This is a genomic window from Vibrio sp. 1580 (genome assembly GCF_033340055.1).
This window is the reverse complement of sequence record NZ_JAWOVT010000007.1, coordinates 316,203-330,243: the sequence shown is the minus strand read 5'-3', so window position 1 is coordinate 330,243 and position 14,041 is coordinate 316,203. Positions and strand designations below refer to the sequence as shown.

The following is a 14,041-nucleotide window of genomic DNA, read 5'->3' as shown; positions in this document are numbered from 1 at the left end:
GGACGGATTCGAACCATCGAAGGCAGTGCCGGCAGATTTACAGTCTGCTCCCTTTGGCCACTCGGGAACCCCTCCAGAGGATTTTTATACTTAGTAAGATGTTTTCCCAACTCATCTCCCAAGTGCGGAGCGAATCATAGCAAACTCGCTCAGGCTGTAAAGCGTTTTTCTTACGTTTTTACGTTGAATGCTGTCTTTTTGGGCAAAGATGGTAGAAAGTCAGCGTTTTGTTTGTCCTTTGAACAGAAGAGAAGCGCACTTTTTACTTGAATTTACACTACTTGACGTTAAACACCGTATCTACTGATAAACTGTAAGCAGTTTAATGACATAAGTTTATTCGTTTAGAAGTCAATATCATGAGCATGAAAGCCACGTTATCGTTATCTGTTTTAACGCTTTCTATATTACTGAGTTCTCCATCGGTTTGCGCTGCGATGCGAGGAGGCTCAGCGGTTACTGTTGTGACTGAACAAGTAGAAACGCACGAGATCAATCAATCCTTAACTCTTATCGGCAAATTAAAGGCAGCGGAGTCTGTGGTTGTCGCATCGGAAGTCGCCGGCAAAGTGAATCAAATCGCTGTTAAAGCGAATCAAAATGTCCAGCAAGACCAGCTATTAATTAAGTTAGATGACGATAAGGCTCAAGCCGCTTTGATTGAGGCAAAGGCGTACCTTAAAGATGAACAGCGTAAGTTAAAAGAGTTCCAACGTTTGGTTAAGCGGAATGCGATTACTCAAACTGAAATCGATGCACAAAAAGCCAGTGTTGAAATAGCACAAGCGAGGCTTGATGCTGCTCAAGCCAATTTAGCTGATCTCCATATTACTGCCCCATTTTCTGGCACTGTTGGTTTTATCGATTTTAGCCGCGGCAAAATGGTCAGTGCCGGTACTGAACTTTTGACGTTGGATGATCTTTCCGTCATGGAACTGGATTTACAAGTACCGGAGCGCTATTTATCGATGCTTTCTATTGGTATGGAAGTCATCGCTAAAACCAGTGCATGGGGTAGCCAGACCTTTACTGGTAAAGTCACAGGTATTGATACGCGGATCAGCGCCGAAACACTGAATCTTCGCGTGCGTATTGAGTTTGATAACCCAGAAAATCAATTGAAGCCGGGCATGTTGATGAACGCTTCACTAGCATTTCCTGCTATTAAGGCGCCAATCATTCCTGTTCAAGCACTTGAATACTCCGGAACTAAACGTTTTGTATATGTAATTGATGAAAATAACAAAGCTACTCGTCAAGAAGTGTCGCTAGGTGCTCGTGTTGGCAACGAGGTGGTGATCGAATCTGGTGTTGAGATTGGTGACAAGATTGTGGTTCAAGGCATTGTTAACATGCGTGATGGTGTCGAAGTGAAAGAAATTGTCGCGCCACTAAAAGCGAACACCACGGATGTGACACGCAATGACAGTGAATCGGATGAGGAAGAAAACTAATGTTACTGTCCGACGTTTCAGTTAAACGCCCTGTCGCGGCGTTGGTTCTGAGCATGCTGTTGTGTGTGTTTGGCTTTGTGTCATTCACCAAATTAGCCGTTCGTGAAATGCCTGATATAGAAAGCCCAGTCGTTTCTATCAGTACGCGTTATGAGGGTGCATCGGCGACTATTATTGAAAGCCAAATTACCTCCGTTTTGGAAGACCAGCTTTCTGGGATCAGTGGGGTTGATGAAATTAGCTCCACTACTCGTAACAGCATGTCGCGTATCACGATCACGTTTGAGTTAGGTTACGATCTCAACACAGGTGTGAGCGACGTGCGTGATGCCGTAGCTCGTGCTCAGCGCTCGCTACCTGATGAAGCGGATGACCCTATTGTTTATAAGAACAATGGCTCGGGAGAGGCGTCGCTCTACATCAATCTCAGTTCTGCAGAGATGGACCGTACTCAATTAACCGATTATGCCGAACGTGTATTGATGGACCGCTTTAGCCTGATCTCTGGGGTTAGCTCCATTGATCTCTCCGGTGGTTTGTACAAGGTCATGTACGTGAAGCTTAAGCCAGAACTAATGGCTGGACGTTCAGTTACAGCTTCGGACATTACATCAGCTTTACGAAGTGAGAACCTAGAAAGCCCAGGTGGTGAAGTTCGCAACGACTCAACAGTAATGTCCGTGCGTACGGCTCGTACTTATAACACGCCTGAAGATTTTCAATATCTTGTCATTAAACGCGCAAGCGACAATACACCTATCTATTTAAAAGATGTAGCAGATGTCTTCATTGGTGCAGAAAACGAAAACTCAACCTTCAAAAGTGATGGTGTAGTAAACATCAGTCTTGGTGTGGTACCGCAGTCAGACGCAAACCCGTTAGAAGTAGCGAAGCTGGTTAGGTCTGAAGTCGATAACATCCAGAAGTTCTTACCAGAAGGTACACGTCTTGCGATAGATTACGACGCGACAGTGTTTATCGAGCGTTCAATCGAAGAGGTGTACAGCACGCTATTTATCACGGGCGGCTTGGTGATTTTGGTATTGTACATTTTCATCGGCCAAGCTCGTGCAACCTTAATTCCTGCGGTTACTGTACCTGTTTCTCTGATTTCGTCGTTCATTGCCGCGTACTACTTTGGGTTTTCTATCAACTTGATCACCTTGATGGCGTTGATATTATCGATTGGTTTGGTGGTTGATGACGCAATTGTGGTTGTAGAGAATATCTTCCACCATATTGAACGCGGTGAATCGCCATTACTCGCCGCATATAAAGGCACAAGAGAGGTTGGTTTTGCTGTTATAGCAACAACATTAGTGCTGGTGATGGTGTTCTTACCGATCTCCTTTATGGATGGCATGGTAGGTCTACTATTTACAGAGTTTTCTGTATTGCTGGCTATGTCGGTCATATTCTCCTCTTTGATTGCCCTGACGCTGACTCCTGTATTAGGTAGTCAGATTTTGAAAGCGAATGTAAAACCAAATCGATTCAATGAAGCGGTTGATCGCTTGTTTAGCAAGCTTGAGAGTGGCTATCGCGCATTATTGAAAGGCGCATTAAAAGTACGTTGGGCTGCTCCGCTGGTGATTCTAGCTTGTTTGGGCGGTAGCTATTTCTTGATGAATCAGGTACCGGCCCAGCTGACCCCACAAGAAGATCGCGGTGTGATATTCGCGTTTGTGCGCGGTGCAGATGCTACGTCATACAATCGTATGTCAGCCAATATGGATATTGTCGAAGACCGATTGATGCCATTACTAGGGCAAGGTTATCTGAAGTCATTCAGCATCCAAACGCCAGCGTTTGGTGGCCAGGCAGGAGACCAGACAGGCTTTGTGATCATGATTCTAGAAGATTGGAACGAACGTGATATCACGGCTCAGCAAGCCCTTAACAAAGTACGGAAAGAATTGGCAGGTATCCCAGATGTTCGAGTGTTCCCATTTATGCCAGGTTTCCAAGGTGGTTCGAGTGAGCCAGTTCAGTTCGTATTAGGCGGCTCTGATTACGATGAGCTCGTTGTTTGGGCTGAAATGCTAAAGAACAAAGCAGAAGAATCACCAATGATGGAAGGAGCAGAGATAGATTACTCGGAAAAAACGCCTGAGTTATTGGTTACAGTTGACCGACAGCGTGCCGCAGAGCTAGGAGTCAGTGTTAAAGACATTTCTGACACCCTAGAAATCATGCTCGGTGGTAAAAGCGAAACGACTTATGTTGAGCGTGGCGAAGAGTACGATGTGTATCTTCGCGGTGATGAAAATAGCTTTAATAATGCTGCAGATTTAAGTCAGATTTATCTGCGCACGAATAGCGGTCAGCTAGTGACGTTAGATGCGGTCACAAAAATTGAAGAAGTGGCGGCCTCTATTCGTCTTTCTCACTACAACAAACAGAAGTCCATCACTATTACTGCCAACCTGTCGGAAGGTTTTACATTAGGAGATGCGCTGAATTACCTAGACCAGGAAGCCATCGACAACTTACCGGGTGACATTTCGGTGAGTTATTCGGGGGAGTCGAAAGACTTTAAAGAGAACCAAGCGAGTGTTGCTGTTGTGTTTGCATTGGCACTGCTAGTGGCGTATCTCGTGTTGGCGGCTCAGTTTGAAAGCTTCGTAAACCCGTTAGTGGTCATGTTTACGGTGCCGATGGGTGTATTTGGTGGCTTTCTTGGTTTGGTTATTATGGGCCAAGGTATGAACATTTATAGTCAGATCGGCATGATCATGTTGATTGGTATGGTGACGAAAAACGGTATTTTGATCGTAGAATTTGCCAATCAGCTACGTGATCGTGGCGTTGAGTTTGAAAAAGCGATCATTGATGCAGCTGCGCGACGTCTACGTCCAATCTTGATGACTGCGTTTACCACACTTGCTGGCGCAATTCCGTTGATAGTATCGACAGGGGCGGGTTATGAGAGCCGTATTGCCGTGGGTACGGTAATCTTTTTCGGGATGGGGTTTGCGACATTGGTGACCTTGTTTGTTATCCCGGCAATGTACCGATTGATTTCGGCGAAAACACAAGCACCAGGTCATGTAGAAGCAGAGTTAAACAAAGCAATTAGCCATGATACGAAGGGCCGTATAGCGCACCCTTAAATCAAACGTTAAAACATAAAAGCCGAGGTAATAACCTCGGCTTCTCTTTATCGGTTTAAAGTTAGCTCGGAAGCGTTCGATTAGAAGCGTTTCCCTAGGCTGATTTGTACACCTTCGTAGCTGTCGTAAAAATCTTCAAAACCCATATCTGCGACATTATAAATGTACTCTGCGCGTAACCAGATATCTGTACTCATATCCCAATGGACGCCAACACCGATGTTGAATAGTGCGCCTGAGTCATCTGTGACCTTTTGTTCGTTTGGTACGTACATTTCGGCTTGAGTGCCAAGCGCTGTTGCGCGACCGAATAGTGATAGTGGCGTATCGCCTAAGTCATCACTCGTTACAACAGCAGACATACCTGCTTGGTAATAGTGAAGATCTAAGTCAGTTTTTAGAGCATCGTTCTTAAGTTCATTTTGTGAATAGCGCAGAACCCCTTCAAACGCGAGGTATTGGTTTACATGGTAACCCCAGCCAACTGTGATATGTGGTGTTGACCACTCATTGTCTCTATCCGAGCCGAAGTACGGTGTATCAAAACCAACGTTACCAGTACCTAGATAAAAATAAGATTGATGAGCTTGTTCTTGAGCAGCTAAAGTTGGCACGCTAATGGTCAAGGTAGACAATAATAGAATGGCGTTTTTCATAACTAGACGATAACCTTGGTAAAAGACCGTTGTAATGATTTGTTTAAATGTTAATTTAATCAATAGGATGGGTGGTAATTATCATATCAGCTTTTATCAAAGGTAGTGATTTTAGAATGGGAATTGTTGCGCTAAAGCATACTTCTTACTCATGACTACCAACTAACTAGATATGGTGACGAAAGCTAGTCAAATAAGAGAGAAGGAAAGGAAAGTGGCTGAATTCAAATACAAAAACTTGACTCAAGAAGAACAAGATAAGTTAGACGCGGCGACATTTCGCCGTTTATTGGCGCATTTAGATGCCAACAAAGACGTACAAAACATCGACCTGATGATCCTTGCGGGCTTCTGTCGCAACTGCTTTAGCAAATGGTATAAATCTGAGGCTGAAAATCTCGGTTTGGATTTAGATATTGATGACGCTCGCGAACGTGTTTACGGCATGACTTACGATGAATGGAAACAAAATCATCAACCAGCGGCAACGCCAGAACAATTGGCTGCGTTTGAAGCGCGCCAGAAAAAGTAAAGCCCAGCGATAAAAACAGCCCGCATGAAGTTGGGCTGTTTTTAAAGTCCAGTTTGCACGTTAAGCGTTAGTTGAGCCGCAACAAGCTGGCTCAACGCAACCTTTTGCTTGAATGACTTCGAGTTGAGCTAAGTAAGGTTGAATATCGCCGATGTTCTCTTTTACCCATGTTAAGTCATAATACGTATCTAGGTAACGCTCTCCAGAATCACATAGAAGCGTCACGATAGAACCCTTCTCACCGCGTTGTTTCATCTCACAAGCCAATTGCAGCACACCGTAAAGATTGGTGCCTGTTGATGCGCCGACTTTACGCCCAATCAGCTGAGATACCCAATGGGCAGTTGCCACACTGGCTGCGTCTGGAATTTTGCGCATTTCATCAATGACACCAGCAATAAAGCTTGGTTCGACACGTGGTCGCCCGATACCTTCAATTTTGCTGCCAGTATCGCCTTTCAATGAGTGATTTCCTGACTGGAAAGCATCGTAAAACACTGAGTTTTCAGGGTCTACCACGCAAAGCTTGGTGTCGTATTTTTGGTAACGAATAAAACGGCCAATGGTTGCTGATGTGCCGCCTGTTCCAGGACTCATCACTACCCAGCTAGGAATCGGGTGATCTTCTAACTCCATTTGGCTAAAGATAGAGTTCGCGATGTTGTTGTTACCGCGCCAGTCAGTAGCGCGTTCAGCATAAGTAAACTGGTCCATGTAGTGACCATTTAGCTCTTGAGCCAAGCGTCGAGACTCGTCATAAATCTGATCTGATCGTTCAACAAGGTGCGCTTTACCACCGTAAAATTCAATTTGTTCGATCTTTTTACGTGCAGTGGTTTTCGGCATGACGGCAATGAACGGTAAGCCAAGTAAACGCGCAAAATACGCTTCCGAAACGGCAGTGCTGCCTGAGGACGCCTCGATTACAGTGGTTTCAGGACCAATCCATCCATTACAAATAGCGTAAAGAAATAATGAGCGCGCCAATCGATGCTTAAGAGAGCCTGTAGGGTGCGTACTCTCATCTTTTAGATAGATATCGATACCATCAAGAGAAGGTAGTTCGAGTTTAAATAAGTGAGTATCAGCAGAACGTTGGAAGTCTGCTTCAATTTTACGCACTGCATTGTTGATCCAATTGTGGTCAGTACACATGGCGTCTCTCCTTGGGAAATCGATAGATAAGTATTAGATAGGGATAATTTATCTATAATTTTCGAGAAAAACTTTGCTATTGTTACTCTTAATAAAGATTTTTGTAGAAAAAATTTCTACATTTTATGGGTTTTATGGAAATGAGTTTAGATCGAATAGATAAGCAGCTGCTTGCTTTACTACAAACCGACAGCACCTTGTCATTAAATGACGTGGCTGAGCGAGTCAATCTTACTACAACACCATGCTGGAAGCGCTTGAAAAGGTTGGAAGAAGAGGGCTACATCGAAAAACGCGTGGCGTTGTTAAGTGCAGAAAAGCTCGAGCTATCTTTCATTGCATTTGTTCAGTTAAAAACGATTGATCATTCCGAAGGTTGGTATCACCATTTTGTTACAACTGTGAGTGACTTTCCTGAGGTAATGGAGTTTTATCGTATGGCTGGCGAGTATGACTACATGATGAAAGTACTAGTCAAAGATATGAAGTGTTTTGACGAATTCTATAAGCGGTTAGTTAATAGCGTAAAAGGGCTATCTAATGTGACTTCAACATTTGCTATGGAATCCATTAAATACACAACAGAGTTACCAATCCTAAAATAACTCGCCCTATAAGAATTCTATCTAATGTTAATTCTACCTTTTAGTTTTTTAAATGTTAAAAGGTAGTTTGATTATGCTTTTAAAACTATTTCCTACCAGATTTTTATAAATATAAACGATATTTATTCTCTCTTCTATTTTTCATTAACCATTTGTTTTTACAGTCCATTAATCCTGTACATCATAATGAAAGAAAAAATAACGCAATTTTTTCTCTTTCTTTTTCATGTTTTATTTTATTGAATATTAATTTTTACTAAATTAATGGAAGAGTTTGATTTAAACGTTTGCTTTTTGTTTTTTCATGTAATTTGGTCGCTATTTTTGAGTATTTGTTTTTAGGATTAATACAGTAGCAATTACTTAAGTAATAAAGTACTCAAAAATGGGGATAGTGATTAATAAAACATCGTATTATTATCGCCCCATCTTGTATGTAACAAAGTATTACTAAAAATGAACAGAAATTACTATTTGCTTTTTCTCGCAGCTTTACTCGCTGGCTGTGGCGGTGGGGGAGACTCTAAGCCGAACAATACGAAGACACCAACTACGATAACAAAGCAGAACCGTCCGCAATTAAAAGTTGAAGACACGGTATTGAAGTTTGAAGGAGTGGGAACGGTTACTGAAGCAAAACTGAGCAATGTACATGGGTCGGTATCTTACCAAGTCATTGACTCTAATCCGCCAAATGTCGTGAAAATTAATGACTCAGGAATACTACAAATTCTGCGCCCAGGAACGGCGACTATTCTTGCTACAGATAGTAGCTCTGCTTATGAATCTTCTGAAGCAAGATTTTCTGTCACTGTAGAGCGAGGCATCAATACTGAACTTTCAGTGAGTGATCTGAATTTCAATGCGATTGAGTCAGAAGGAAAAACGTTGATCGTCCGTGGCCAAAAAGGCGAACTGAGTTATGAGGTAGAAAGTGGTCATAACTTGATTCGTGTTGATGAGAACGGTTCGGTATATTCATTAGGTTCAGTTGGTCAGGCATCGGTGCTGATTACCGATTCAGGTAACGACTTTTACTTGCCGAAACAAGTTCGCGCTGCGGTTAAACTGCATGCAGTAGCTCCGGGGCAATTACAGTTCGCTTTGCTTGAAGACGAGTATCGAGAAGGGTTGACGTTAGAACCAGTGCGTCTAGATAAAGCTCAAACGCAACGTATTTCTTACAAAATTATAAATAGCGTACCAGACAGCAAGGTGGCCGAGTTGCTAGATCCTGAAACGGGTTTGCTTCTTGTTCATAATGTTGGTCGATTAACGGTTGAAGCGACTGCAACTTACAGCGACGCGTTTCTGGATAAACAGCAAACAGCGCAATTTTTTGTGGATATAAAACAAGGCAAGCGTCAAGAAATCAGCGCAGCGGATATCGTCACAACTTATGAGGAAGGTGGACGAATTTTCCCTAAGGTGACGAACGCCTACGGTGACTATGAGCTGAGAATCATTCGTGGTGAAGACGTTGTTGCTAAAACTGAAAATGGTGAAGCATTACTGATCAAAGGTGTTGGTGCTGCTGAAGTGGAAATTTACGAGCATGACATGCGTAATTATCCTGCAAGCAAAACTCGTTTTGATCTTGAAGTTAATCGCGCGCCTCATCCCGTTATAAAAGACATTGAAATGCCGCTTACCTATCAACCAAATCTTTCAATCCCTCTGGCGTTTAAAGGGCAAAAAGGTAACGTAAATCTAGTTAGCAGCTTACCTAATGGCTTACGAATGACTGACGGCAAGTTGGAGGTAGTGACTGCGGGTGAGTACGACCTTAAGTTTGAAGACGATGGTGGGGAGTTCTACCAACCTATTCAATTTAATGTCGTCATTAAAGTTGCAAAGGCTGAAGGCCAACCCATGGCAACGCACGATTATGACGTTGTATACAGCAACAAATACAGTTTTGATCTTCACCGTGATTTTGGTTTGAGTGCTGACGAGCAAATTGAGATTGTAGATAACTCCGCACCAGATGTTGTCGGTGGTTTTAGTGAAGGACGTCTCCATGTGTATAAAGCGGGTAAAGCGACGCTAACTGTGCGCAGAAAAGAGAGCGCGAATTATACTGTTGGTCCTGATCAAAAAGTCTACGTGACAATTTTGAGTGCGCCGAGCCGAATTGAAGTTCAATCCGATGTGGAAGAGATTTGGAAGGTTGGCCAAACATTTGTTGCGCCGAAAATCTCTGGTACGGTTGGGGAAGTTACGTACCGATTTGCAGACAACGCAGCAACAGATGTAGTTTCCTTAAACAGCCAAACGGGTGCCATGCAAATTCTTAACGCGGGTAGCACAAAAATTATTGTTTCGGATGCGGGGGACGACAAAGTGGATCCGGGTGAAAGTAGTTTCTCGGTCACGATTAAACAAGGCACAAACCCTGTATCGGTTACTTACCCAACGGTAGAATTCTCCGCTGGTAGTGTTATCTCACCAGTGATGAGTGGTGGGACTGCGAAGGCAAGTTACCGTCTTATTAACCAAAAAGATCCTGTGGTCGAGCTAGTTTCCCCTGATACGGGGCGTTTGAAGATTTTGCACGCAGGCGAGTACCAAGTAGAGGTTACTCTTACTGGACGCAACTACAAAGCTAAAACAATCGTCGTAAATGGCACTATTAACAAAGCGAATCACCCTGGTTTAAGTGCTTCTACAATGAAGGTGGAATTTGAACCATTTAAAAAGGTTAAGCTAGACTTTGGTACACCAATAGGAAACCGCAGCTATCAAATATCCAGCTCAACAATTAAAGGAGTCGCTTCATTAGATGTTGATAAGGAAGAGCTGACGTTACTTGACCTCCCACCAGTAAAAAGACGTTGGATTTCTCTCGACGTTTCGGAAGGAGAATCTCGAGATTACAAAGCGTTGGAAAGTAAGAAAGTCCAGCTGTATCTAAGCTTTGCAGATGAAGGTGTTGCGGATCAATATACATTACTTGAAACTGAACAAACAGTATTGTTTAGCACGCTAAATGCACGTGAGTTTTCTAACTTAGAAGAAAGTGAGTTTGGTTTGATGAACGTTCGTTCAGTGCGTGAGCCAACGGACGAAGAATTGAAATTATACGGCAAAGGTAAGATTGCACTACTTGCATTCAAGCCGGTGGGTAACGATGACCAAACTCTAATAAAAGGAGCGTGGGTACACTTAGCTCGATTTGATGGATGTACATCAGAGCTGTTCGAAGATGATCTCAAGCCTTTTGAAGCAATTGACTATGATGACCCAGGGTACTGCACCAACGGCAGCACGATTCGTATGACTCGGTTCTTAATAATTGATGACTCGAAGATGGAAAAGGTAGAGTATGAGTTAGTAGCACCTGTGATTACTTACCGTCGTGGGGTTCGTGAATTTTTAGCAACGAATAAAGGTGGATTCTATGCCGACCCAAATGTCATTTACGGGAAAGGCGAATATGGTTACCCGAAATCACTTTACGAATGGTCGGTTATTAACATGAAGTATCAACCAAATTAATCATCGTTTGATACCCATTAAAAAAGGAGTGCGGAACAGCACTCCTTTTTTCGTCTGGCGAACACGAGCTATTTCGTGTAGCGCATCACCCCTTCTTGCACGGCGGTCGCCACTAAGTGACCTTGCTGGTTGTATATTTCGCCACGGACCAACCCACGAGTATTGCTCGCCGTTGGGCTCTCTATCGCATATAGAAGCCATTCATCCATCTTAAACGGACGATGGAACCAGATAGAGTGGTCAATGGTGGCCACTTGAAAGTTAGGCGTCATTAATGAGACTTCATGTGGATGCATTGCTGTCACAAGGAATCCCCAATCGGATGCGTAGGCCAGAAGGTACTGGTGAATTAGCTGATTCTCTGGCATTTCACCATTAGCACGAATCCAAAGGTACTGTTTGGGTTCTGCTTTTTTGGGCTTCAAAGGGTTGATAACAGTAACGGGGCGAGTTTCGATAGGCTTTTCCCCGCAAAATGTTTTGCGTAAGCGTTTGGGTAGAAATTCTGCAATATGGCTTGCGAGCTCACTCTCTGAGGCAAAGTTTTCTGGACCAGGGATATCTGGCATTTCTTTTTGATGATCAAACCCAGGTTGATCGCCATGGTAGGATGCGGTTAGGTAAAAAATAGGGCGTCCATTTTGAATTGCTTTTACGCGTCTAGTGCTAAAGCTACGGCCATCTCTCAGATTTTCTACATCATAAATAATAGGTTTTTCTGGATCGCCAGGGTACAAAAAATAGCTATGGAAGGAGTGTACCGTGCGTGTTTCTTCAACGGTGTAGCGCGCAGCAGAAAGCGCTTGCCCAATTACTTGACCGCCATAAACTTGAGGCAAACCTAGGTTTTCACTTTGGCCACGAAACAAGCCTTCTTCTAATTTTTCGAGTTGTAGTAGGCTGAGCAATTCTCGTAGTGGTTTACTCATTGTGTCTCCTCACCGTTGTCTTTCATTCCAAGTTACCTCAACAGCCTCACTCTTGTGAAGTGGCATAGTTAAGAACTATTGAGTAACTTAGAAATAGTATTGTTCCAATTATGAAACAAAATCAATTGTTTGATAAATTCTAACTCAGTCAAACTATTGTCAAATAAAGTGACAGGAAGCAGACAGTTTTATATTCCACACCTATAATTGCCTCGGTTTAACGCTCTTTTCGAGGAATATATGAAAAAAACACTACTACTTGTTACTTCTCTACTCTTTGGGGCTGCGTTAGTGGGTTGCCAAACTTCTCAAAATACAGAAATGGAATCTACAGAGGCGTCAATGAAGACGATTACAGGTACAGTGGCTTATCGCGAGCGGATTGCCTTGCCACCAAACGCAGTGGTTACTATTGCGTTAGAAGATGTGTCCTTGGCGGATGCGCCAGCAAAAGTGTTGGCGAAACAGACATTCGAAACAGAAGGTAAGCAAGTTCCTCTTTCTTTTGAGTTGAGTTACGACAGCAATGAAATCAAACCAAACCATCGTTACAGCGTTCGTGCTCGCATTGAGGTAGATGGAAAGCTGCGTTTTATCAGCGACACACATAACGGTGTTATTACAGATGAAGCACAAACTCACCAATTAGATATTCGTCTAGTTGGAACACGTTAATACGACGTACTGAGAACAAAAAATGGCAGCTTAAGGCTGCCATTTGTATTTTTTAAGTGAAGTTTTGCCAACTTCCGATACTTCAATCCCTTCTGCTTCTAATTTCTTTTTTTGTCGCTCTAAGTCTCTGCCTTTTAAAGATATTTTTCCTTGGCTATTTACCACTCTAAACCAGGGGAGTTTGCTGCCTTCTGGTAGGTTACCCAGTGCTTTACCAACATGTCTCGCATAGCCCGGATAACCGGCCATTTTTGCAATTTCCCCATAGGTGGAGACTTTTCCTTTTGGAATTTGGTGAATTACAGCAAAGATTTGCGCTAAAAATTGGTCCATACTCAAAAGTGTCTATTTTGGATTACTAAGGAATGGTAAACCATTGGACTTGTATATTGCTAACGGTTCTTAACCCTTGTGTTGCCAGCGACTCACTTTGAAGAATTACATTTTCTGTTCTTTAGTGTCGTTGGTTGATGAGCCTTAAACAGCATGAAGCAAACGCAAGCTAAGCTTGAATCTAGACCCTCTCAACGACTTTCAATCCCAGTTTTTGCCGTTGAGTTACCAAGTAGGTGGGGAAGCCAGGAGGCGCTATGATTTTATCGACACTTCAATTTTTCGTTACGACCTTACTCGCTGTTGTCTGCGTTCGGGCGATGAGTTTGAGCGAGGGTGACATTCCCGTTCTTGCACTTATGATCCCCGCGCTGTGGGTTCTGCCACAAGGTGGGTTCGCTGGCTTAGTATTGCTGGGCGCGATGATGGCTTTTGGTGCGACACTCTCAATGCAGCCAATTGCTTTGTCGGTTGGTGTTTTGATCCTTTTCCCACTTTTAATGGTGGTGTTTTCTCGTAGAAGCTCTTTAGGCGTGTTGCTCACCGCTGGTCTTATTGTACTTACACTGCAAGTTGGTCTTATGGTCACACAGCAAGGCGGTAAGCTGGATGGGTCTGCTTGGGTTACAGTGGTTCAAACCATTGCGGTTATGGCGATGTGGTGGTCGGCTGCGCATTGGACGCCATCCAATAAACACAGCTGGTGGCCGTTGTTTTTGTTGCTCCCATTGTGGATTGCAGGCCTACCGTACGCCGTTCTTATGGCGTTAAGTTTGACGGGAATGTTAGCGTCAATGGAAGCACTTGCGAAGCTTCAACATACCATTCGTTGGAGCAAATTATTATGTTGGACATTGCCGACTGTGGGTTTTGCCGCTTTAGTCGTCAGCCCGACCACGGATGTGCCAAACCCTGTTTTCGTGGTTTGGATCTGTTTGTTAGGGACGGCTTGGATGACTGACTATATTTTACGTAGTAGCGATGAACAGGCTGAATTATGAGTTTTTAGTCAGGTAAAAAGTGACATGTGCGGCAGAGTATCGAATTGGTTGTGGAACAAAATGGAGATTAGTATATGTTCTTCATTTCAT

11 protein-coding genes and 1 tRNA gene are annotated in these 14,041 nt (G+C 43.4%); 7 read left to right on the top strand and 5 right to left on the bottom strand.

Translation table 11 applies throughout. The features are described from left to right. Nucleotides 1-67: transfer RNA gene (locus tag R7093_RS14030), tRNA-Tyr, on the bottom strand. 292 nt (nucleotides 68-359) lie between these two features. Here R7093_RS14030 and R7093_RS14025 point away from each other — a divergent pair. Together R7093_RS14025 and vmeF are read left to right on the top strand one after the other, a co-directional pair. Beyond that, nucleotides 360-1,454, top strand: a complete 1,095-nt coding sequence (locus R7093_RS14025; protein ID WP_017820000.1) for an efflux RND transporter periplasmic adaptor subunit — start codon at nucleotides 360-362, stop codon at nucleotides 1,452-1,454. Continuing rightward, nucleotides 1,454-4,567 (top strand): multidrug efflux RND transporter permease subunit VmeF, encoded by a 3,114-nt coding sequence (gene vmeF / locus R7093_RS14020; RefSeq protein WP_017820001.1) that lies wholly within the window; start codon nucleotides 1,454-1,456, stop codon nucleotides 4,565-4,567. Before R7093_RS14025 ends, vmeF begins: the two co-directional genes overlap by 1 nt. Before the next feature lie 80 nt (nucleotides 4,568-4,647). On the opposite strand, the gene R7093_RS14015 is transcribed toward vmeF, so the two are convergent. Beyond that, nucleotides 4,648-5,223, bottom strand: coding sequence for a porin family protein (locus R7093_RS14015; RefSeq protein ID WP_047100886.1), 576 nt, complete (start codon nucleotides 5,221-5,223; stop codon nucleotides 4,648-4,650). A gap of 214 nt (nucleotides 5,224-5,437) precedes the next feature. Between R7093_RS14015 and R7093_RS14010 the strand changes: the two genes are divergently transcribed. Next, nucleotides 5,438-5,755: a DUF1244 domain-containing protein gene (locus R7093_RS14010; RefSeq protein WP_005378586.1), complete on the top strand. Its 318-nt coding sequence runs from the start codon at nucleotides 5,438-5,440 to the stop codon at nucleotides 5,753-5,755. A gap of 60 nt (nucleotides 5,756-5,815) precedes the next feature. On the opposite strand, the gene R7093_RS14005 is transcribed toward R7093_RS14010, so the two are convergent. Continuing rightward, nucleotides 5,816-6,910, bottom strand: a complete 1,095-nt coding sequence (locus R7093_RS14005) for a PLP-dependent cysteine synthase family protein (RefSeq protein ID WP_005389952.1) — start codon at nucleotides 6,908-6,910, stop codon at nucleotides 5,816-5,818. Nucleotides 6,911-7,050: 140 nt separating this feature from the next. Here R7093_RS14005 and R7093_RS14000 point away from each other — a divergent pair, with 140 nt between their 5' ends. Both R7093_RS14000 and R7093_RS13995 read left to right on the top strand, forming a co-directional pair. Beyond that, nucleotides 7,051-7,515, top strand: a complete 465-nt coding sequence (locus R7093_RS14000; RefSeq protein WP_025998626.1) for an Lrp/AsnC family transcriptional regulator — start codon at nucleotides 7,051-7,053, stop codon at nucleotides 7,513-7,515. 456 nt (nucleotides 7,516-7,971) lie between these two features. Continuing rightward, complete coding sequence (locus R7093_RS13995; protein ID WP_047100884.1) at nucleotides 7,972-11,013, top strand: hypothetical protein; 3,042 nt, start codon at nucleotides 7,972-7,974, stop codon at nucleotides 11,011-11,013. A 68-nt stretch (nucleotides 11,014-11,081) separates the two neighbouring features. Here the strand turns inward: R7093_RS13995 and tesB are convergent, their stop codons facing one another. Next, nucleotides 11,082-11,942: an acyl-CoA thioesterase II gene (tesB, locus tag R7093_RS13990; RefSeq protein ID WP_005378575.1), complete on the bottom strand. Its 861-nt coding sequence runs from the start codon at nucleotides 11,940-11,942 to the stop codon at nucleotides 11,082-11,084. A gap of 240 nt (nucleotides 11,943-12,182) precedes the next feature. On the opposite strand from tesB, the gene R7093_RS13985 reads away from it, so the two are divergent. Then, entirely contained in the window at nucleotides 12,183-12,617 is a 435-nt protein-coding gene (locus R7093_RS13985) for a YbaY family lipoprotein (protein ID WP_005378572.1), read from the top strand. A 30-nt stretch (nucleotides 12,618-12,647) separates the two neighbouring features. Here R7093_RS13985 and R7093_RS13980 read toward each other — a convergent pair whose 3' ends face one another. After that, nucleotides 12,648-12,950: a DNA base-flipping protein gene (locus R7093_RS13980; protein ID WP_005378570.1), complete on the bottom strand. Its 303-nt coding sequence runs from the start codon at nucleotides 12,948-12,950 to the stop codon at nucleotides 12,648-12,650. Nucleotides 12,951-13,207: 257 nt separating this feature from the next. Between R7093_RS13980 and R7093_RS13975 the strand changes: the two genes are divergently transcribed. Continuing rightward, nucleotides 13,208-13,951 carry a hypothetical protein gene (locus R7093_RS13975; RefSeq protein WP_005389942.1) on the top strand — a complete coding sequence of 248 codons (744 nt, stop codon included), beginning with the start codon at nucleotides 13,208-13,210 and terminating at the stop codon, nucleotides 13,949-13,951. Nucleotides 13,952-14,041: the final 90 nt, after the last annotated feature.

Excerpts from the sequence above, each read along its gene's own strand:
- R7093_RS14015 (WP_047100886.1), bottom strand. The coding sequence starts at position 5,223 with ATGAAAAACGCCATTCTATTATTGTCTACCTTGACCATTAGCGTGCCA.
- R7093_RS13985 (WP_005378572.1), top strand. The coding sequence starts at position 12,183 with ATGAAAAAAACACTACTACTTGTTACTTCTCTACTCTTTGGGGCTGCG.
- R7093_RS13980 (WP_005378570.1), bottom strand. The coding sequence starts at position 12,950 with ATGGACCAATTTTTAGCGCAAATCTTTGCTGTAATTCACCAAATTCCA.
- R7093_RS13995 (WP_047100884.1), top strand. The coding sequence starts at position 7,972 with ATGAACAGAAATTACTATTTGCTTTTTCTCGCAGCTTTACTCGCTGGC.
- R7093_RS14025 (WP_017820000.1), top strand. The coding sequence starts at position 360 with ATGAGCATGAAAGCCACGTTATCGTTATCTGTTTTAACGCTTTCTATA.
- tesB (WP_005378575.1), bottom strand. The coding sequence starts at position 11,942 with ATGAGTAAACCACTACGAGAATTGCTCAGCCTACTACAACTCGAAAAA.
- R7093_RS14005 (WP_005389952.1), bottom strand. The coding sequence starts at position 6,910 with ATGTGTACTGACCACAATTGGATCAACAATGCAGTGCGTAAAATTGAA.
- R7093_RS13975 (WP_005389942.1), top strand. The coding sequence starts at position 13,208 with ATGATTTTATCGACACTTCAATTTTTCGTTACGACCTTACTCGCTGTT.
- R7093_RS14000 (WP_025998626.1), top strand. The coding sequence starts at position 7,051 with ATGAGTTTAGATCGAATAGATAAGCAGCTGCTTGCTTTACTACAAACC.
- vmeF (WP_017820001.1), top strand. The coding sequence starts at position 1,454 with ATGTTACTGTCCGACGTTTCAGTTAAACGCCCTGTCGCGGCGTTGGTT.